Source organism: Nostoc sp. (assembly GCF_036917815.1).
GTDB lineage: Bacteria > Cyanobacteriota > Cyanobacteriia > Cyanobacteriales > Nostocaceae > Nostoc.
This window is the reverse complement of record NZ_JBALEK010000023.1, coordinates 53,333-73,097: the sequence shown is the minus strand read 5'-3', so window position 1 is coordinate 73,097 and position 19,765 is coordinate 53,333. Positions and strand designations below refer to the sequence as shown.

General features: G+C 40.2%; 16 protein-coding genes. 4 read left to right on the top strand and 12 right to left on the bottom strand.

Annotation, left to right across the window (positions count from 1 at the left end; all coding sequences use genetic code 11):
- Positions 1 to 95: 95 nt before the first annotated feature.
- From V7K97_RS06735 to V7K97_RS06720, 4 genes are all read right to left on the bottom strand, one after another.
- Positions 96 to 560, bottom strand: a complete 465-nt coding sequence (locus V7K97_RS06735; RefSeq protein WP_334800011.1) for a CYTH domain-containing protein — start codon at positions 558 to 560, stop codon at positions 96 to 98.
- A 306-nt stretch (positions 561 to 866) separates the two neighbouring features.
- Positions 867 to 1,553 carry a DUF6875 domain-containing protein gene (locus V7K97_RS06730; protein ID WP_334800009.1) on the bottom strand — a complete coding sequence of 229 codons (687 nt, stop codon included), beginning with the start codon at positions 1,551 to 1,553 and terminating at the stop codon, positions 867 to 869.
- 1,100 nt (positions 1,554 to 2,653) lie between these two features.
- The gene (locus tag V7K97_RS06725; RefSeq protein ID WP_334800007.1) at positions 2,654 to 4,300 is read right to left on the bottom strand and encodes an alpha/beta hydrolase; all 1,647 of its coding nucleotides are present in this window, start codon (positions 4,298 to 4,300) and stop codon (positions 2,654 to 2,656) included.
- A 95-nt stretch (positions 4,301 to 4,395) separates the two neighbouring features.
- Entirely contained in the window at positions 4,396 to 4,539 is a 144-nt protein-coding gene (locus V7K97_RS06720; protein ID WP_334800005.1) for a hypothetical protein, read from the bottom strand.
- Positions 4,540 to 4,826: 287 nt separating this feature from the next.
- Between V7K97_RS06720 and V7K97_RS06715 the strand changes: the two genes are divergently transcribed.
- Complete coding sequence (locus tag V7K97_RS06715; RefSeq protein WP_334800004.1) at positions 4,827 to 5,279, top strand: hypothetical protein; 453 nt, start codon at positions 4,827 to 4,829, stop codon at positions 5,277 to 5,279.
- Positions 5,280 to 5,335: 56 nt separating this feature from the next.
- Here V7K97_RS06715 and V7K97_RS06710 read toward each other — a convergent pair whose 3' ends face one another.
- Positions 5,336 to 6,391, bottom strand: a complete 1,056-nt coding sequence (locus V7K97_RS06710) for a M28 family peptidase (RefSeq protein ID WP_334800003.1) — start codon at positions 6,389 to 6,391, stop codon at positions 5,336 to 5,338.
- Between the two features lie 552 nt (positions 6,392 to 6,943).
- Between V7K97_RS06710 and V7K97_RS06705 the strand changes: the two genes are divergently transcribed.
- Positions 6,944 to 7,984, top strand: a complete 1,041-nt coding sequence (locus V7K97_RS06705) for a hybrid sensor histidine kinase/response regulator (RefSeq protein WP_334800002.1) — start codon at positions 6,944 to 6,946, stop codon at positions 7,982 to 7,984.
- A 136-nt stretch (positions 7,985 to 8,120) separates the two neighbouring features.
- Here V7K97_RS06705 and V7K97_RS06700 read toward each other — a convergent pair whose 3' ends face one another.
- The 7 genes from V7K97_RS06700 to V7K97_RS06670 form a co-directional block, all read right to left on the bottom strand.
- On the bottom strand, positions 8,121 to 9,848 hold the full coding sequence (locus V7K97_RS06700; protein ID WP_334800096.1) for a hypothetical protein: 1,728 nt from the start codon (positions 9,846 to 9,848) through the stop codon (positions 8,121 to 8,123).
- 76 nt (positions 9,849 to 9,924) lie between these two features.
- Positions 9,925 to 11,208, bottom strand: a complete 1,284-nt coding sequence (locus V7K97_RS06695; RefSeq protein WP_334800001.1) for an O-antigen ligase family protein — start codon at positions 11,206 to 11,208, stop codon at positions 9,925 to 9,927.
- A 2-nt stretch (positions 11,209 to 11,210) separates the two neighbouring features.
- The gene (locus V7K97_RS06690) at positions 11,211 to 12,905 is read right to left on the bottom strand and encodes a hypothetical protein (RefSeq protein ID WP_334799999.1); all 1,695 of its coding nucleotides are present in this window, start codon (positions 12,903 to 12,905) and stop codon (positions 11,211 to 11,213) included.
- 204 nt (positions 12,906 to 13,109) lie between these two features.
- Positions 13,110 to 14,300, bottom strand: a complete 1,191-nt coding sequence (locus tag V7K97_RS06685) for a hypothetical protein (protein ID WP_334799997.1) — start codon at positions 14,298 to 14,300, stop codon at positions 13,110 to 13,112.
- A 207-nt stretch (positions 14,301 to 14,507) separates the two neighbouring features.
- The gene (locus V7K97_RS06680) at positions 14,508 to 15,098 is read right to left on the bottom strand and encodes a hypothetical protein (protein ID WP_334799996.1); all 591 of its coding nucleotides are present in this window, start codon (positions 15,096 to 15,098) and stop codon (positions 14,508 to 14,510) included.
- Positions 15,099 to 15,165: 67 nt separating this feature from the next.
- On the bottom strand, positions 15,166 to 15,507 hold the full coding sequence (locus V7K97_RS06675; protein WP_334799994.1) for a hypothetical protein: 342 nt from the start codon (positions 15,505 to 15,507) through the stop codon (positions 15,166 to 15,168).
- An 89-nt stretch (positions 15,508 to 15,596) separates the two neighbouring features.
- Positions 15,597 to 16,505, bottom strand: coding sequence for a hypothetical protein (locus tag V7K97_RS06670; protein WP_334799991.1), 909 nt, complete (start codon positions 16,503 to 16,505; stop codon positions 15,597 to 15,599).
- 1,304 nt (positions 16,506 to 17,809) lie between these two features.
- Here V7K97_RS06670 and V7K97_RS06665 point away from each other — a divergent pair.
- Positions 17,810 to 19,057: an urease accessory protein UreH domain-containing protein gene (locus V7K97_RS06665; protein ID WP_334800094.1), complete on the top strand. Its 1,248-nt coding sequence runs from the start codon at positions 17,810 to 17,812 to the stop codon at positions 19,055 to 19,057.
- Positions 19,032 to 19,730 carry a hypothetical protein gene (locus V7K97_RS06660; RefSeq protein WP_334799989.1) on the top strand — a complete coding sequence of 233 codons (699 nt, stop codon included), beginning with the start codon at positions 19,032 to 19,034 and terminating at the stop codon, positions 19,728 to 19,730. Before V7K97_RS06665 ends, V7K97_RS06660 begins: the two co-directional genes overlap by 26 nt.
- Positions 19,731 to 19,765 lie beyond the last annotated feature (35 nt).

Genomic DNA, 19,765 nt, shown 5'->3' with positions numbered 1-19,765 from the left:
TGATGGTGCGATCGCTAAACTAGATGATCGGACTTTGAATCCAATGTACGTTCTGCTTCTGTATTAGGAATTTTTGATGCCCAATATTTCACCAATTACCATTGTGAAAAAGGGTATTTTACTAAATTGCTGTTGAAATATCTGGAGTCATCAGAAACTTCTTGTCCAATCCAAGTTGGGAGTTCAATTTGTTGATTTTCATCACTGAGTTCAACTTCTGCTAATATTAGTCCTTTATTAACACCATCAAACTCATCTATTTCCCAAATCAAACCACACCACTCTATTTTATATCTGACTTTTTCTATAAAGGGACGTTCACACAATGTCTCAAGCATTTCTTGAGCATCTTCAATAGGAATAGGATACTCAAACTCTAATCTTGAATATTTAATACTGGGGCCTTTAATTGTCAAATAACTTTTTTCTCCGACTACACGTATACGTACAGTCGCTTTGTCTTGTGTGGCAATGTATCCTTGACGATAGACACTACCTTCAGCTAGTCCTCTCCAACTATCTCCTATAACTAAATATTTCCGCTCTATTTCTTTCGCCATTCTATTTATTTGCTTTTATGTATTAAACAAGAGTATTATTATAGATTAAATACTATAGCAATCCTAAATCATCCATGAGAAAAAATATCCCCGATTTCTTTAATAAGTCGGGGATCTGCCGGTTGCAGTTATCACAAATCAAATAGGATTGCGATATTAACAAGTTGTAACCGCGAATTAAGCCTTGGGAAGGATAACTGATAAAAATTGAGTCAGTAGTATTATCTGAGATTTCACCTAATAGCCTTGCGACAAAGACTTTTAATCTCCCATCCTCAATGCCCAATTCAAATATTTGATATTTATTTATATACAAGAACTCACCAAATTTTCTTGCTTAAGTTGTTCTTTCGATAAATCCAATAGTTGACGAGCATTTCTAATCCTTGTTTCATCTGTAAATTTATCACCAAAATGCTTTAAATAAGCTTCCAGATACCGAATACGTAAGTGTGGATCAGTTGGATTCTGAAGAAAGGGGAGGTCAGCTTCAACCATAAACCGGATAGCCAACAAGGGGATAGGGCTACGAAGTGGACGAAAGTTGGGGTTGTGCAGACCTGGACTTTCATTGCGTTTATGAAATTCTCCTATCATCAGTCCTGACTCAACAAACAAAGGTTTGAGTTTTTGTTGGACACTATCTATTACTTTAGGAGCGTCTTCTATATGGACATCAGGAAAGATTAGTAAAAAAGCTTTATTAATTGCTAATTCTTGCTCTAGAACATCCATCTCAATAAACATATCTCGGTAGCGCCCAACAACCTGTTCCAATTGTTCTGGATACAAATCTTTGGTGTGAATAACTGCCAGACGAATACTGTTTGACCTCAGAGAGAAAGGTACAAAAGGGCAAACTGCGCCGGGTCTTCCTAAGTTAGGATGAGGTCTTCCTAAAAAGTTTTTCACCCACTCCATAATTTCAATTAAGTAAGGAAGGTCTTCGTTTTGTTCAAGTTGTTCGATTTCACGAGTTGTATAGAGTTGCATAAGCTTAAGTTAAATGGGATAATTGTTTGATTCTGGATCCAAAATTAGTTTTATAATACATAATGTAGGTTAAACTAATTATTTAAGTAAACAAAACAATCCTTATTTTTTTTATTTTTGGTTCATCTGTGCCTTGTAGCAGATCAAATGGTCTACAAATTTTTTGTAAACTTCAAGTAGTTTACGTGAATACATACACAAACATATCTCGTATCAAACAACTTATGATCATTGGTTTGGGACTTGGTTGGTAATATTATACGTAGAGCGCTTATGTATGATTACTATTCCGCATTTGCTCTTACTTTTTTACACTCCTAAGGTTTTGTTATTTTTAATAAATACATAATGAAGTTTATGCCTAAATAGTTATTTATACTGTAAAAATTTAGTATGGATTTAACAAAAACTATAAAATTAGCATCAAGTAGTATGATTTAATATAAGTGAATACCCCGACCTTAGTCCAGTTTTATAAGCTCTATATTACTTAATGCCAATTTCTGATATTTAACTTCCATCTCCAGAAAGATATCTCGGTAGCGTCTAATAACCTGTTCTAAACCACATCTATTTTGAAAACTATACTTTTTAAAAGTAGTGGGAGCATCTTGCTACCGTATTGTACTAGCGCTCATGTTGCCCGCACTACTCCAGGTTTCAAAATGGACGAGGTTTTGTTGTTCTAGATACAAATCTTTTGTACCAATAACTGCCAGATGAATACTAGATTTCTTGCATAAATCAAAAAAAGAACCCCACCCCCTAAGAGCAGGCTCTTAGGGGGGTGGGGTTTAGGGGACTTTTGCAAGAGGTCTACTGTATAAATTATCTATAAATTGTAGGGGAGGCAAAATCTGACTTTTCACGTTATGTGGAAAAGTCCACCAAAAACCTAACCCCCTAACCCCCTTCCCTCCTAGGGAAGGGGGAAAATTCAAAGTCTCTCTCCTTAAAGGAAGAGAGAAATAGAAGTGAGGTTTTCCAGATGCTGCTGAATTGTCAGAGGCAAAATGAGCGGCGACTTCTGCCCTTCCCCGTACCCCTACAATATAAGCAAGCTACTCACCAAATTGGATATTTGTTTAAGCGGAAGTTACTTATTTATCAACAAATTCTTTTACCAGTGTCATAGCGTCAGGAGGAATCTGGGTAATTAGGCGAAATGGGAATGCGGAAGTTGAAGCAAACTGGGCATAATCTGATGTCAGAAAGACAGCGTACTTTTTAGCTTCTGGAGTCATCTGTGCAGCAAAGGCCAAAGCTATAGCTTTAACGTACTTGCGAACATCTGCTGCTTGTTCACCCACAACTTCACCGCCACTAATGGGTGTATTTGGTTTTCCGATCTGATCCAATGTGGTGTTGGGGTCTTTTACACTGAGATGAGTACCCCCAACTATACCAACTAGCCATTTTGGGGATGGGATTTTGTCAAATCCCGCAATCTGTTCAGTTAAAGCTGGGGTGGTTTTATCTGCGGAACTTGCTAACACTAGGGTAGGAATTTGCACCTTAGTTAACCCAGTTTCGCCAAACATCAGAGAAGTTGTCGGATTGAGAGCGATCGCCTGTTTTATTCTAGTATCCCGTAGTTGATAGCTATTTTCTGGTAGTTTTTGAGCGATGCACTGCATAACTTCTCCCTCACTGAAAATAGTCAAGTTCTTTTGACAGCGTTGTTTGAGTCGTTCTAGTTGTAACTCGGCTCCAGCAATTTCTAAAGCTGTACCACCACCAAAAGAATGGCCAATTACCATCGCGTTATTGGTTGCAAGTTTCCCTTGTAGCGGCTGATTAGCCGTTTGGTTGAGCTTTTCTAATTCGTCGAGGACAAAACTAATATCTTTAGGGCGATCCAAAAACTCCTGAGGCTTCATAACACTGGTTTTGCCTTGTAATGCTAAGTTAGTATTTGTCTGGTTACTACCGGGATGTTCTAAAGCTGCTACTACATAACCGTGGGATGCTAAATGTTCTGCCAGGTAATGCAAGTCTGTGCGGACTGACGAGAAGCCGTGAGAAAGGACAATTACGGGTTTGTCGGGAGTTGCAGCAGTTGACCAATAAATATCAACTGGAATTTGACGATCGCGCTTTTGGTCATTCAGGCTTAAGTTGAGTATTTTTACTTCAGCATTTCCTGGTTGGCTGGGGTCAAAAGGGAAAGCAATCTGCGACGTTTTGGGGTCGATTTTAGGAGCGATCGCTAGCATAAATTGCTGGGTACGCCAAAAAGCTGTATTTAAACTTCCTGCAATTATAAAAGCCTGTGACAAATTAATTTCTAGGCGTTTACTGGGATAAGCGGTAATAAAACTCAGTATAGAAAGACCCTGCGGTGCAGTAGAGCCTAATACCAATGCTGACCTCAGTGCTTGGACTCCAGCTTCGTCCTTTCGGACTAAGGCTGTGGCGAAATCATTGAGAATACTTGTACCAATCTGAGTATTGAGTAACTTATCAACGGTGACAACATTCATTGGTATATTCATCCCCAGCGCCCCCAAGAGGAAGCGGCGTTGTTGTTCAGATAATCCTTGAGCGTAAGGCTGTAAACTCCCAGACAATTCGCCAGTTTTTGCAGCCTTTTGCAACTCAGCAACAGAGACGGATTCTGTAAATAAACCCAAATGCACAACAAGTGTGTCAGCCGCGATCGCCGAAGTATTTGCGCCGAACTGTGTAAGTACAATTGCGCTAAAGAAACCCGCAACTGTCTTAAGACTTGCCCAACTTCTTGCCATAAACTTTTATACCAATTGTTACTTACGGGAATATAACTAATATTTGTGTATTTGACTACCCCATTAATTGCCTAGAAATCAGAGCAGATTTTTTCCTAAACTGGATGGCGATGTCTACGACGGGCTATTGGGCGTCGCCCTGATATCCTCAAAGCATCTGCTGCTGTGAACAAAGTTAGATCAAAAACATCAGAAAAGCAACGAATTGTAGAATTCATCACAGCTAAAAATTTGAGCATAAATCAGTGTTAACAGCCACAAAAGCCCGATTGTTTCTGGGCTAGGTTTAAGACTGTAAAGGAGCTACTAGAACAGGTTAGCGATCGCATCTACAATCTGCACTTTTTGAGGGCTGATATCTTAACTACAATTTTTTGGACAAGATAGTTTAACCGACCGCTTAATTTTTTGTCTTTGCTCTTGAGAACCTATTGCAGACATATCGCATAGATAGTCTTACTGCTGTAGCTGCAATATCATTACTCGTCAAATTTTACCAGCCGCATCAACAACTTTTCTTGGCTTTATGCGTCGCAGACTCCGCTATATTTTAATTTTGCTGCTTTCCCTGAGTATTATTACACTGTGGTGGCCTGTGAATGATTCTGATTGCAATTTCGAGGCTTTTCTCGCATCAAAAACTCCAAAATTCCAAGTACAGGCTACTAAGGTTGTTGTTCATCCCTGGCGTGGTCGTCACCATGTATATGGAATCTTTATAATTCCTGATCAATACAAACAAGCTCCATTTTTTGTGGTAACAGTCCAAGGTGCTGGCAGTTATTGTTCCAAACAATCTGGTTATAAAAAAAACTTTGATGATATCTTTGCTGAACCAGGAACTTATCTGGTGAGGAAGTTTATTAGAACTCGAGCAGCTCTGCGGCTCATTCTCCAAGGTTTGTACTTTCAGGTTAATGATAAACAGAATTGGACGTTGACTTTCCCAGAACCAAAAGTTAGTCAACGTAATTCGTAATTATAGCCCCATCCTCATTGTTCTGTCCTTGAATTGATTAATTACGAATTATTCACTCAGCTTGGTGGTTGAGTTTCCAAAACCTCCGTCTTCTCTAATAAGGCAGTAGTAGCATTGACTACAATTTGTGCTGCTCCTGTGAAAAAGGATCGCTCGATAGTTGCTGGAACATCGGTAGGTTTATGATAGTGCGGAGTACGTAAATTTGCGGTATCTGTCACCAGCACAGCGCCCACACCCTGATACCAAAAGGGTGCATGGTCGCTGCGTAGGGTATCGGGTGTCAATAAACCTTTTAGAGGAATCGGCAGTGTCAGCACTGATGGCAGATTTGATTCTTCTTTATTCGGGGCGGTTGAGGGGATATTTTGTGAGTTTTGAAAGGCATTCAGTAAAGGCAAATGTTCTGTATCACCGACTACTGCCAAAAAGTCGCCCTTGTCGCTAGGTGGTGTAACAGGCAATCCGGGGGGGTATTTTTGACACCCAGAAGTGTAACAAGCATAACCCACCATATCCATAACGATCGCTCCGCCCAAATTTTGCAAACGTGCTTTCTTGCTCACGAAAGCCTGACTTCCTAAAAGTCCTGCTTCTTCTTTGTCAAAAAAAGCTAGCTGTAACGTCCGTGGTGTAGAACGGGAACCGAGCAACCGGGCAACTTCTAGCACCACAGCCACACCACTGCCGTTATCATCGGCACCAGGGGAAAAAGCAACAGTGTCGTAATGCGCTCCTACGAGAATTGCTTTAGCCGCTTTATTAGTTCCTGGGCGTTCGGCAAAAATATTCACACCTTCAGAGAACTTTTCCAATTTCGGCTTCCAGCCTAATTTTCTCAGTTCAGTTGTGATGTAAGTGCGAGTAAGCGATCGCTCTGTTGTTGTGTAGCGCTGAAAATTCAACTTTTGGATATGGGTTAACAGCTTGTCAGTAGACACTTGCAGGGCAATATTAACTTTTCTTGCTTCTGCCTGTGGTTGAGGTGTTTCCAGTGGAATGCGCTCAACAATTGTCGGTGAGGGACGCTGTTCAAAAAACGTGCTACCCCTACTACCCACCACGGCAACTGCCATCAGCGCCAACAGCATCAACCAAATCCATTTTTTCATGTGATTATTTATCCTTGGCTCATCCGAGTTGTAGTAAGTTCAATTTGTATATTTCGAGTTGTTAGCTGTTTGGGGTGTACACAATACAATTAAAGAGTGTATAAAGATAGGATTTTTTCTGGAAAACCTGTGATGGAATTAGGTTATATTTATTGAGATAATCTACTAGATTAACTCCAAATTTTGATCCAAAAAATTAGAATGCTCAGTATCTTTCTTGTGCAGAACTTAGTTAAGTAAGCAGCTATAGCGGTTCCCATTCAGATGCGGTACAACATTATATCGCTAGGTGTAGGGGCACGGCACTGCCGTGCCCTTACGGGTGTACCTAACTAGGTCTAGAAACGCTATATATCCCAGGTTCAGTATATATTGTCCATCAGCATAAAACAGAGTTCAGGGAGATGCAAAAAATAAAACGCCCAGTAGTTTCAAGGATATTTTTAACAAAACTACAATATTTTGGCGCTTTCGCCAGGAAGGTCAAAAGCTAGGTTCATAGCATTTGATTATTTGTAGACACCTCAAAATTCATTTTATAAAAAGCAGCTTATGAACGTGACCAGCATTTTATCAAACACACAGACAACAGAGAAAGTTCGGGTTCTGGTTGTTGAGGATGAGTATATACTGGCCATGAATTTACAAGAAATTTTAGAATTGCTGGGATACACTGTTTCAGATATTACCGATTCGGCAGAAACGGCAATTGATAAAGCTGGTGAACTACTCCCAAACTTGGTTTTGATGGATATCCGGTTGCGGGGTGAGATGGACGGTATTCAGGCGGCGGAGCTAATCTGGAATCGTTTTCAAATCCCTGTCCTCTATATTACCGGACATTCTGACAAAAGCACTGTAGAGCGGGCTAAAATGACCTTTGCTTTTGGTTATATCCTCAAACCTGTCAAAGAGCAACAACTTTATGTTGCTATTCAAACAGCACTCAATCGCTATCAACGTGAGAAATTGTCACAATCCCAACGCCTCAACCAGTTGAAAAAGAATTTTTTAGGAACCGCCTCTCATGAAATGCGAATGCCTTTATTGAACATCAAAATGACAATTTCCGTGCTAGAAAATCTTATGGAGCGAGAGGGCGTTTTAAATTCAGAGCTACTTTCTCCATTTGAGTCTGTAGCTGGCTACCTAACTATTCTGCGTCAACAGTCCGAAGAAGGGTTAGATTTAGTGAACAATTTGCTGTCTCTGCAAATGATTGATACAGATGCATATACATTAGAATTAACTTCATTTCAACTTCAAGACTGGCTTCCTCAGACAGCCTTGTATTTTCGAGAACGCGCTCGTTCTCAACAACATAAATCCACGCCACTTGCTCTACTTGGGGAGACACCGAGACCGCAGTGGCTCCCCGATAAATTGCGTGACTTTGATTCTTCCCCCTTTTTAAGGGGGGTTAGGGGGGATCAACAAGTGTCTAAAATCACAGCTAAATACTTTTCAAATAGGACTTACGCAAAAGTACACGCTGTAGGGGCAATTCATGAATTGCTCCTACGGGAGAATAAGGGGTTCGGCTATTGTTTGCGTAAGTCCTGTCAAACAACCTCTAAGCTAAAACAGATATAATTTCATATCAAAATTTTCTCAATATCTTGTGGGGTGGGCAACATGAGCGCCCTGATTATGCAACTCCAATGCCGATTAGCTTAGTAAGCGGCTCCAGCCCTACTTTTATGCAACTTAAATGCCGATTAGCTGATTATTATTTGCTTTGACTCTGGAACTGATACCCACCCGCCTCAACTCTGAGCTTACCTTCCTTCCATCCCAGATAAATTGGGATTTTATTGCCATCAGCATTTTGGTAAACAGCAAAATGCTTTTGCCAGTCGTGGTAGCGTCCATTGCGCCAAACTTTTGGTAAACCCAAACCCTGATATTGGAGTTGTACCTTTCCAAAAACCCCTTGATACTCAACCACTCCGCTATTAACCTGCTTGAGGCTTAAAAGTGACTTATTCACTATAGACTGCTGAAACTGCTCCCAACTGCCGTAGGTTTCCTGTTCACCGACTTCTAGGGCAAATCCGGTTATTGTTTTCCCAGTACCCACCGCAGTCAGAATTTGGTCATCGGCATATCTTGAGTGAATTTTCTGTGTTGCTGTTGCGTTAATTCCCTCTAGGAACAAATTAATTGGTGTCAACGCCAGCCATGTCTTTTCATAACGGATAAAAGTTATACCATTGTGGGTTTGCAACTTCGCAGACTTGGGCAAGAAAAATTGAAATGGCGCTTTAGGTTTATCGTTGAGCCAAATAACCAAATTGCGGTATTGGGCAATATTATCACCACCGATAGAAGAAGTAGATATTTTCGTGGGGTCTGTTCCTGTTGATACAATAAAGTAATCAACGCCGCGTTTTTGATTAAATGCCATCAACTTAAAGCCATTCCAGTCCCCACCGGAACCTTGAGCTAATGTGCCAAGCTGAAAGGAATTACCAAAATAGAGGGTTTCGTGAAACTGAGGTGCTTTGTCTCCACCGGGTTTCCAGTTTTCATAAGTTGGTTTAGAATTTAGCAGTTCTACAGGTTTTTTAAATTGCTTACGCGCTAAAGCTACAACAGCTATAGGAGGACGGTAACTGCTAGTAAATAGGTGTACTTCATCGGAGTCCGGCTTGGGATCTGGTAAGGGTGAATCATCAAAATACAACCCTAATTCATGGGTAGCGAGGGAACACCAAACACAATTCCCCTGATTATAATCGCGCTTACTGGGACCACCAAATCCACCCCGCCAATACTTCAGCGCACCGGAAGTAAAAAACCAATCGAGTGCAGATTTAGCAAGTGACTTGACTTCTCGATCTTGAGCAAAGTCATAAAGATTTACATAAGTTGTAACAGCGTGTCCCAAGTAATTTTCCGAGTCCCATTCTCCTTGTCCAATTTGGTAGAGAGTGCGAACATTGCGGCGGATGCGCTCTTTATATATTTTGCGTGTTTCTTCGTTCCCAGTTTCTTCAGCAAACAAATAGACAGCCACTTCCCGCATTGCTCTTAAATTATCAGTGTTGCGGCAGTCTACCCAAGTATTGCAGTTATCGGTTGACTGTTCCCAAAATTTCCGAGGTTCGGGAAAGGTACGTGTGAGGGGGTCTTTTTGAGTCAAAATCCCCATTGCTTCCTTCATGCGCCAGCGATATTTTGGGTCAAGATATTTGCCAAAATAGAAGTATTTGCGGACTTGCTCTTTGAGGGTAAAACCAGAGTAAAAGTCAATTCCCAAGGTGTGAGCATTTCTATCTGCATCAGCGTCTTCTGATTGCAGAAATGCGATCGCTTTTTCTCGATTACCTGCAAGAAAGTCAATCATTGCTCTGGGATAGGATCTCTTCTCGTTCTCGAAGGCTGTATTCCCATAGTGTTTACCTGCGAGTTGAGTAATTGCTTTTTGGGAACGCTGCTGAAACTCCACTTCCATTTGTGGCGTCCATTGTAACTCTGGCTGAGACTGGGTGTTGCCTAGCAGAAACAATAAGCAGATGATTACAGCATGATTAAGGTGCAGTTTTTTCAAAACAATGGGAGACTCCAAAGAAACTGAGTGACCACCAAGCCAGATGGGTAAATTGGGCAGACTCGAACCAGGTGAAAGTAAAAGTGAGATAGGCAATGAAGACTGCTTCAATTCCACGGTAAGGTGATTTGATCGCCTGCCACAGACACCATCCTAACAAGGCTAGGTACGATGTCATCCCCAGTAACCCTACTGATAAACTTGTATCTAAAATTAGATTATGCGCTTTAGTTGTGGGTAGTTGTGCCGTTTTTATTTGGCCATTATCGTCTTGGTAGTCGAAACTAAAATCACCCAAGCGAATTACTTTAGTTATTTTTTTGCCGGGGCGCATATAGGAATAAGCGGTGCCAAAACCATCCATTCCCCATCCGAGTAAGGGACGCTGACTAATTCTATAGTTGACCAACTGCCACAGATCAACGCGGTTTGATGTGATTTGTTTAATCAGAGGTAAATTATTCATCTGCCTAGTGCTGGTAGCGATGCCAATTATGAGCAGACATACCAGTGTTGCTGGGACTAAAAGCTTATAATGCTGGCGTCCTAATAAGTAGATAGTCGCTACCAGTAAGGCTAATATTCCCGCTCTGGTCTGAGTGAGCAGCAAAGCTGGGATAATTAAGATGCCAGCAGTTGCAGCCAGACGTGTGTTTATCCACCGCCATTGCCAACCGACAAGTGTCATAACTGCCACTGCTGCTAGGACAAATGACGCATGACCGCGATGGGAATACAAGCCGATTGGTTGCTGATTTTGAAAAATGGTACTAGCCAGGATGTTACTCTGCATCAGTTGACCGCTTGTGATAGTGTAATCAATGCGCCAGTTAATCACCTGGGGAAATATGCTGATCGCAAGGATGACTCCGCCAATCACTAAACCTTGCAGTTGAGAACGGGCTAGTTCTGGGTACAGTCTCAGTAATAGGTTATTGCTAAGGGTGAAGATGGCGATTAGTAGCCAGTAAAGCAAGCCGTCGCCCATCTGTTCTTGACCGAATAGCGATCGCCAGGGGAAAGGATTAGTGAGAGTTGAAATTAACCCAATTCCCAAAAATATTTCCCACAACAGTCTGCTGATTTTCCAACTTTGAGACAGCTTTAGGTTTTCCCTGTGTTCCCAGAGGATTAAAAAGTTGAGTATGCAGATCAGGCTAATGGCAAATACTTTTGGTTGAGTCCAGATTTCCCCACGCATTGCACCAATTGGGTTAATGAGAATGATGCTGAGGGAAAATAGCAGGGTGTAGATACGGTTCACGGTTATTTTTCAAAGCGGATTTTGAGCGCTTTCACTATACCCCATGCGCTGAGTGCCAATAGTCCCAATGCAGATGTGGATTCAGGAACAGACTGAGGCTCAGGGGCAGAAATAGGACGCATTTGGAAACTGCCTATACGGTCATTAAATGCTAGCTGAATGGGGAAAGCAGTTTCTTCTGTTGAACCAAATAAGGAATCGATGCCAGTAATTTTGAAGTTGGAAATACCAGAACCAAATAATGATGTAAAGTCTACGCTGTCTCCTGCACCGAATTCACCCAGTATTCTATCTCCCACTGAAACAGTAAATTTATTATCTGGACCGACAGGAAAATCTAGAATCTCACTAAATAGTGTGTCGTCAAGTGCTTGAAATTCAAAACCATAAGGTGTGTGGGGATCGTACCAGCGACAACCAGGAACGTTGCGGAATACTTGCCAGTTTCCTTCTCTGGCGCTGGGAAGGATGGGATTTTGTTGGGTTGTACCTGGACGTTCGGTACCTACGCCACCGCCACCGCTGCTAGCACCAATAACATATGGGAAGTCATTTTCATCTTTAAACACCTTGACATTAAGCTCATATTTACCTCCGTCTCGGCCACGAATATGACTACCACTTTTACTATTATATACACCTACACTTAGGTTGATAGTCCCATTACTGGAAACATTACCCGTTAAAGCAGAAGCAAAGCCATCTCCTATAGTACTACTATCATTGTCGTAACGCCAAGTATTACTGCCATATCTTGCTTCCAAATATGTATTTGGATTGCAGATATTTCCAGATATATCGTTATTTATTTCTGCATAAAATTTTGATCCTGGAGTTAAGTCTGATAGTTGGAAACTATCTGTTTCTCTACTAGAGTATAAACTATCGACAAAAGTTTTCTGAATCTCAAATTCATCTATTGTATTTTTCCAGCCCCATTTGATTCCGTTGTAAATTGTCACTTCTCTTTTATCACTTTCCGAAGATGTTGTTTCCTCAGCTAAGTATAGTTCTGCTTCAAAGAAGTTCTCTATAGTGGTAGCAAATGGAAGAGGGTTATAAGGTCTGTCTTCAAAATAGTTTTCATCTGCCTCACCGATAGAATCGTAATAAGGATTATCTATTCCTAGCCCATTATCGATAAACCAAGTACCAGGTATAATGCCAGGAATTCCAGAACCATAGTTAGCTCGTACAATTTGAATCCAATGAATTCTTTTTTGTCCTGGTTGAGGGTCTGTAGGTGCTGGATGGTAATTTATATTAATTAAAGCACCTACTCCATCATACCTGGGTGTATTATTTGGGGGTGGAGCTTCAATACCGCAAGGGTCTTGAGGAGCGCAGGCGACATAATTTAGGATTTCAAAATTACCCATTAATTCTTGTTGGGCAGGCTTAAAATCCCAACCCCAAAAACCTCGTTCAGATAAGACAGACCAGTTAAGGAGTGTTGTGTTAAATATTTGTGAACCTCCAAGCGGAAGAGGCTCCGTCCATAATCTAGTGCTTACTTCTGTCGTACCATAAACAGTTCTTCCAAAAAAATCTTCCGTAACGTAGCCTGAAGCCCTTTTCCAGTTGGCAGTAGCACCGGATTGGCTGGGTGTAATGGTAAACGCAACACTTACTTGACCCGTCATTGCAACTATTAGAGCAGACGTAAACCAAGCTATAGAATATTGGATGAATCGCATTTTTTTAGTTCCTTAAAGGATTAAATTTTAAATAAACTCTTTCAAATATCTCAGCTAACATGTATACTCAAGTTTAAAAATCTGCATGAGAAACTTAAACTTGCTGGGAATTGAACAAGAAAATGAAATAAAAGTTAGCTTATCAATGTTGCTGTGTAATAAGATATTCAGAAATGAAGGTTATAATTTGCCTTCAATTTCAATTCATGGTTCAACAATACGAAATTCTACAAAAGGCATAGCTACCCAACCAGTCCAAATTTTTTCTAATACCTGTTCCTCTAACTGTCTTACTCCCTGTTCCATAAAGTGATATACAACTTGGACTTGATATGATACACCTGGATTAAGACCGATAAAATAATCAAAGGTATTTTCTCCAGTAAAGTAGTGACGATATTTATTGGAAATTGCAAGTTTCAGCTGACCATATTCCCAAAAAAGCATTCCATCTAAATCAAAAACTCCACTTTCTTTTGATTTAACTAAATAATAATTTTGTCTTTCCACTACATCACGTACTTCCTTAATAGGGTCGCTACCAAAACTAATTTCTTTACCGTCTTCAGCGATTAGGGTTAATTTAAAAGATCCTACTTTATAAAAGCAAAGATCAGTTGATAGATTGTTCATAATATGAATGTAGAACTTTACATCTGTTATAGTGCTAGTTTGTCTAGCAGGGATATTCAAGATAGATTTTTGCATCTCTACTTTAAACACAATGCCATCAACTTCGATAGCGTTATTATCAGTAGATAAGGGATGAACTAGACGTAGATTTACCCAGGATGTTGTCAATATTTTTGAACTAGTTTCTCTTGCAATTTTTTCGGTTATAATGCCTGAGTTTGAGGCATATTTGGCTTGAAATTCAGTAGTCAAGATAAATCGAAGCTGATAAGTGTTTGCTTGGAGGTCATCGAAACACCAGAAATAATTGAGGCCGGTAGAACCAAATATGTAGTTAGCAGGACTTGGAATTTTTAATTTTAGAGAGTTATTTTGCCAAAAAAGCTTTGCAGTCAGACGAAAACCAAAAGAAGATTCAGGTCTGATTTGCCACCATCTGACTTCTTCCCTGTGACTATATTCAAGCGATTTATTTAGTTGAGTATTAGTAATAATCTCTTCAGTCACTAGATTTGGTTGTATTATTCGTCCATCTAATGTCACCAAATCTGGAATAAAGCTTTGGAAGAGGTTGATATAAAAAGGCGTTGAACTATCGTTAATGACACTTATATCTAATCGAATAGGAGCATTAACTCCACTGTCTTTTTGTGGAATAGAATAGACACATATAGGAAATAGTAATGGGTGAGGACGAGTAATTTCTATGTGTATGCCGTCTGTTTTAGAAGTATTTATATTATTCGGTTCACTTGATGTCATATTGGCTACCTTCTCTATTTACAGGTTTTTATTACTATTGTCCTAAAAAGGGGAGGAACTAGGAAGGCTGTCACCAGAGCCAAACTAAATGGTATGAATATTGGATAAATCGGATCATTTTTCCTCCTTTAAGCATTAAGGTTCTATCATTTTTTGAGCGAAATGAGGATGTCTCTTATAAAGACAATAATTTCGTTCAATTTTTATTCATCCCTTGATAAGACGAAACTCTATAATAGGCATAGCTATTCTCCCACTCCAAAATTTTTCTAATACTTGTTCTTCTAAACGCCTTGCTCTCAATTCAGAAACTTGATATATGACTTGGAGGCGATATAATGTACCAGCTTGGAGGTTGGGAAAATAATAAAAGCCACTTTTTCCATTCAAGCTACGAGTTTTGCTAGAAATTGCGAATTGAAGTTGAGAAGAATACCAAAAAAGTTTTCCACATAAATCCAAAAACATTTTTTCTCCTGGTTGAACCAAATAATAATTTTGTTCATTGTTTTTCCAAGCAAGGTTAGTTGGGTCGCCAGAATAATTTATTGGTTTACCATCATCGCTGATTAAAATTGCGTCAATAGAGCTTAATTGGTAAAAACCAAGAGTGGTTGATGTATTGTTTGTAATATAAATACCTAGCTTGAAATCAGTTTTAGCTTTAAATAATTTAGAAGGGATGGTCAGTACGGACTCTGGCATATCTATTTTGAACAGGACTCCATCTACTTCTATTGCATTACTATCAGTTGATAAGAGTTGAACAAGACGAATATCTACCCGCGGGGTTGCCAATATGTCTGAACTAGTTTCTCGTTCAATTGCTTCTTGGTTAATGTTAGAACTGGAAACAGATGTATCTCTAACATCGGTATTGAAAATAAATCGAATGTTTTACCCTGAACTCACCTTTGAGGCTTTGGTTACTTTCTTTAGGAGGTGCAATTAGGAATGTCCAGTCTGGAAATTCCTCCTGTAATAAGCGTCTTAAAGCAGGTGTTCCACCTCGTTGAAGTACTCTGACATCCTCCTTTACCCATGATTGACCCTCTCTGTTTCCAACTCTATATGGAACTTTGTCAAAGTTGATGTAGCTCTCTATATCTGTGTCATAGGTAATAGAGACAGCATGGGTAGACTGAGTATGGAATAAGGCTAAAAACGTTGTTGCCAACACAGCAATGAAATATTGTCTTGACTGCATTTTTATCTCCTTGACATAGTGATTCACCGCACAACGATAGTCTTGTATGCGTTCAAAATAAATCGAAATTCCAACTAAAATTCAGTTCTCTAATGGATGAGGTAAAACTCAAGAGGGGGTGTAAAAATCTTACCCACCCAAACATCTTCTATTTTGATAATCTCAGATGGTAGGTAATTATTTATTGGCTGCTTTCGCATTGGCATTAAAGAGATAATTCCATCCCCCCAACTAGCTTGCTCCCAGGCAGGATAAGGATTTTCATATATGACATTAATCGAGTATGTACCAGATTTAAAATTGCCATACCACCAATAGGTAGCATCTTTTCTCAAAAATGCGAACTTCAGTTCATTTTCAAACCATTCAAAATATCCTTCCACTAAGAAAGTTATGCTTTCTCTAGGCATCAGTAATTTAAAATCAGAGAATTCTGGAGATGCAGCTGTGTTAGCATTAGGTCCAAATTGTGACACTTTTTGCTTATTTTTTTGGAGGAATTCTGGAAGCGCTGCGAAGAGTAAGAAATTACGAGGATTTGCCGTATTATTAGTAATCTGAATGCCAAACTGAATCTGAGTTTTAGTATCAGCCAGCTTTGGTGGAATTCGCAGTACACGCTCAGGCATCACCGTTTCAAATTGAATTCCATCTATTTGAACGGTATTATCATTGTTTGATTTAAAAAATGACATATAGGCTACCCTCTCAACTTCTACTTTTTCACGCGCCATCACACTGATTGGTGCATGGCTTAATACTATTATTCCAAAAAACATTTTATTAGTAATACGAATACCAAGCTCTACAGGAGTATAGACACCACGCTTGGCTTCTGGGATGGTTAATACCCTCTGTGATACCACAGTTTCAAACCCGACATTATCCACTTCAACGGCATTAATCTCATTCGATTCAAAAGATGTCATTTTGGCTACCCTCTCTATTTCCAGATTTTCATACGCCGTCAAATTTATTGGCGTATGGCTTAATGCCATTGTCCTGAAAAAGAATGATGATTTGTTGTGAAATACAGATTTTTCAGAAATATTTGTGTCCTTTGCTTCATCTCACCAAGGCAACAACATTAATATTCTCTTAAATGCAGGGCAATCACTTTCTCGAAAAGCTTTATAGAAATGTTATTTGTTTGAGGATTCACAAATGGATAGTAGATGCATAACATAAATTAAATTTTTCGAGGAGGCAAAACTATTCATTGCTGTACTTCGGCGCTACAGCTAATCAGAAAGCATTAAGATAAATATAGGCTCATTTTTGAGTAGCTTATAACCCTAAATTTACTGAATTATTAAAACAGCCTCTACTGACTTAGAAGACGAAACTTTATGAAGTTAATCTAAAGTAACTGAGAACGAAAGAGTTTAATTTAAAGATTAAGCCGAGCATTAAGGATACATTTAGTTTGTTGCAGAAATGTTGAAATGTATAAGGTCGTCTGATTATCTTGGAGAGTCTTCATGAAGATAGCCGCGACTACGTAAGAGATATGCTCAGACTTAGCTAGTGGAAAGGTTTGTAGTACTGTAGGGTGCGTTAGGATGAAATCCGTAACGCACCATTCGTAAGGATTTGGTGCGTTACGCTGTCGCTAACACACCCTACATATCTTTTTGAAAATAAAATAGTAGTCCTATATAGCAATCCTAAATCATTCGTGAACAACGAGATCCCCGACTTCTCTAAGAAGTCGGGGATCTGAGTCTTGTGATTTTCACAAATCAGATAGGATTGCTATAGTTAAAAAACATTAAGAAAAATGTATTATATTTTTTAGGATGTCATAACCCAATATTTACTAGATTGTTAAAAAAAGTATCTACTGAATTAATACATAAATTTTTATCGGAAATCCATGAACTACTTATGAAGTAAATGTCCTCCGAAAAACATCAATTATTAAAATAATATAAAGATGAGAAACTTCCAAAGATTATGAATACATTAAACTTGTTTTATAAATCGTTAATAACTTTCTTAATTAAAACTTGTGTGATTACATTTATCCAAAAAGCAAAAAAGCCACTCCCGCGCAATAAGAGTGAGCAGCAGTGGCTCTCAGTAGCTTGTGTGTAAGGAGTTTTACGAATGTTTACACCCAGGCTTTCCTGACTGGAGTAAACATCAAGTTTTACGCTTTGTCTTTTGACAGCGATCGCAACTTCACGTAAAGTGCCGCACTAGAGGAGTGCTGAGTACTGAGCAAAGAAGAAAAGAATTTCTGATTACTTCTTCAAAATCTTTATTCTGACACTCAAAACTCATGACTCAGGGCTTTTTTATGGTAGATTTATTGCTGATCGCGATCGTGGGATTCCTGGGGAGTTTTGGACATTGCTTTGGGATGTGTGGCCCCCTAACGGTGGCGTTTTCTCTGTCTCATCAGCCGAAACAGACATCACCCTTAGAAAAGTCTGAAACTTGGCAACAGCAATTAAAATTTCATATCCTGCTAAACCTGGGGCGGATGTTGAGCTATGCTCTAGTCGGTGGTGGTATTGGGGCGCTAGGTTCGGTATTGCTGCAAGGTGGACAGCTAGCGGGTGTTGGTAGCGACTTCCGGCGCTGGATGGCAATTGTAACTGGTGTGATGCTGATTTGGTTTGGCTTAGGACAAGTAAAGCCCGATTTGCTGCCGCGCATTCCCGTGTTACATCCCCTATTGCAAGGTACTTTACACGATCGCCTCAGCACCGGAATGGTTAAGCTTTCCTTAAAAACTAAATGGTGGACACCAATGCTTTTAGGGATGACTTGGGGTTTAATGCCCTGTGGTTTCCTCTATGCTGCCCAAATTAAAGCTGCTGAAACGGGCAATTTATGGATGGGTGGGGCAACGATGCTAGCTTTTGGCTTGGGAACCCTGCCGACGATGCTAGGTGTAGGCGTTTCCACATCTTTGGTAAGTAAAGACAGGCGCAGTCAGTTGTTTCGATTAGGGGGTTGGGTGACGCTCACCATTGGCGCTATCACCTTGTTGCGGACTGGTGACACAATGGTAGATTACACCGGACACGCCGCTTTATTTTGCTTAATTTTGGCGTTAATTGCGCGTCCCATTAGTGGCTTGTGGGCATCACCACTGCGTTACCGCCGCGCCTTGGGAGTGGGATCTTTTGTGCTTTCTGTGGTTCACACCGCCCACATGATAGAACACTCATTGCAATGGAATTTTGCCGCCTTTGATTTTATGCCGCCAGAATTTCAGTGGGGTATGGCTGCGGGTGCTGTAGCATTGGTATTAATGTCCCCCGCCGCTTTTACGAGTTGGGAATCCTTGCAGAAATCTTGGGGTAAGCGTTGGCGACAGATTCATCTATTGGGTGTGCCAGCCTTGCTCTTGAGTGTCATTCATACTGTGTTGATTGGTTCCCATTACTTGGGTTCCTTGCAATCAACTTGGGGAAATAAATTAGCGGTAGTACTGATGGGAATTGTGACCCTCAGTGTTTTGCTAGTACGTTCGCGCTTTTTTTGGTCAAAGTTAGCCGTAGAAAAGTTTTATGTTCCCCCAACCAAATCACGGTAAATCATCTTTGTTTTCTGGCTCCATTTCAACGAGTCAAAAACAGAGGCATTACCTATTTAAAGGCATTTCTTGGCACAGTCAAGGAACAATAAAGTATTTATTATTCCTGAGTTGCTTAGTTATATCAATAACTAATCTTAACCCTGCTTTTGCTCATAAGGTGGAAGTAGCTGGAGATGTCGGTGGTACCCTCCACATTGAACCAAATGATAATCCCCGTGCCGGAGAACCCTCCCAAGCCTGGTTTGCACTTACCCGCAGAGGTGGAAAGGTGATTCCCCTGTCACAGTGTAATTGTCAGTTGGCTGTTTATGCCGAACCTTATGCAGCCGGAGAGCCTGCACTGCTAGAACCAGAGTTAAAACCTGTGGCAACTGAACGCTATCAAGGCATCCCAGGTGCGGAAATTGTCTTTCCCAAACCAGGTATTTATGAGTTGCAACTAAATGGTAAACCAATCTCTGGGGCAAGATTCAAACCCTTTCAGTTCAAATTTGAAGTTACTGTGGCAGGAGGATCTACACAAGATACACAAAACCAGCGAGATGTCAATGGCAATTTAGTAGATGGTGAATCTCAGAAATTACCACTTTGGGCGATCGCACTGCCAATCTTCGGATTTATCGCCATCTTAGTTGTAGTACTGCGAAGTATGAGAGGAGAGAGGGAGTAGGGAGTGGGGAGATGAGGGAGAAATCAATTCAAAAT

What these genes read in the sequence shown, in the direction of transcription:
- V7K97_RS06735 (WP_334800011.1), bottom strand. Translation starts at nt 560, where the DNA reads ATGGCGAAAGAAATAGAGCGGAAATATTTAGTTATAGGAGATAGTTGG.
- V7K97_RS06730 (WP_334800009.1), bottom strand. Translation starts at nt 1,553, where the DNA reads ATGCAACTCTATACAACTCGTGAAATCGAACAACTTGAACAAAACGAA.
- V7K97_RS06725 (WP_334800007.1), bottom strand. Translation starts at nt 4,300, where the DNA reads ATGGCAAGAAGTTGGGCAAGTCTTAAGACAGTTGCGGGTTTCTTTAGC.
- V7K97_RS06720 (WP_334800005.1), bottom strand. Translation starts at nt 4,539, where the DNA reads ATGCTCAAATTTTTAGCTGTGATGAATTCTACAATTCGTTGCTTTTCT.
- V7K97_RS06715 (WP_334800004.1), top strand. Translation starts at nt 4,827, where the DNA reads ATGCGTCGCAGACTCCGCTATATTTTAATTTTGCTGCTTTCCCTGAGT.
- V7K97_RS06710 (WP_334800003.1), bottom strand. Translation starts at nt 6,391, where the DNA reads ATGAAAAAATGGATTTGGTTGATGCTGTTGGCGCTGATGGCAGTTGCC.
- V7K97_RS06705 (WP_334800002.1), top strand. Translation starts at nt 6,944, where the DNA reads ATGAACGTGACCAGCATTTTATCAAACACACAGACAACAGAGAAAGTT.
- V7K97_RS06700 (WP_334800096.1), bottom strand. Translation starts at nt 9,848, where the DNA reads ATGGAAGTGGAGTTTCAGCAGCGTTCCCAAAAAGCAATTACTCAACTC.
- V7K97_RS06690 (WP_334799999.1), bottom strand. Translation starts at nt 12,905, where the DNA reads ATGCGATTCATCCAATATTCTATAGCTTGGTTTACGTCTGCTCTAATA.
- V7K97_RS06685 (WP_334799997.1), bottom strand. Translation starts at nt 14,300, where the DNA reads ATGACATCAAGTGAACCGAATAATATAAATACTTCTAAAACAGACGGC.
- V7K97_RS06675 (WP_334799994.1), bottom strand. Translation starts at nt 15,507, where the DNA reads ATGCAGTCAAGACAATATTTCATTGCTGTGTTGGCAACAACGTTTTTA.
- V7K97_RS06670 (WP_334799991.1), bottom strand. Translation starts at nt 16,505, where the DNA reads ATGGCATTAAGCCATACGCCAATAAATTTGACGGCGTATGAAAATCTG.
- V7K97_RS06665 (WP_334800094.1), top strand. Translation starts at nt 17,810, where the DNA reads ATGGTAGATTTATTGCTGATCGCGATCGTGGGATTCCTGGGGAGTTTT.
- V7K97_RS06660 (WP_334799989.1), top strand. Translation starts at nt 19,032, where the DNA reads ATGTTCCCCCAACCAAATCACGGTAAATCATCTTTGTTTTCTGGCTCC.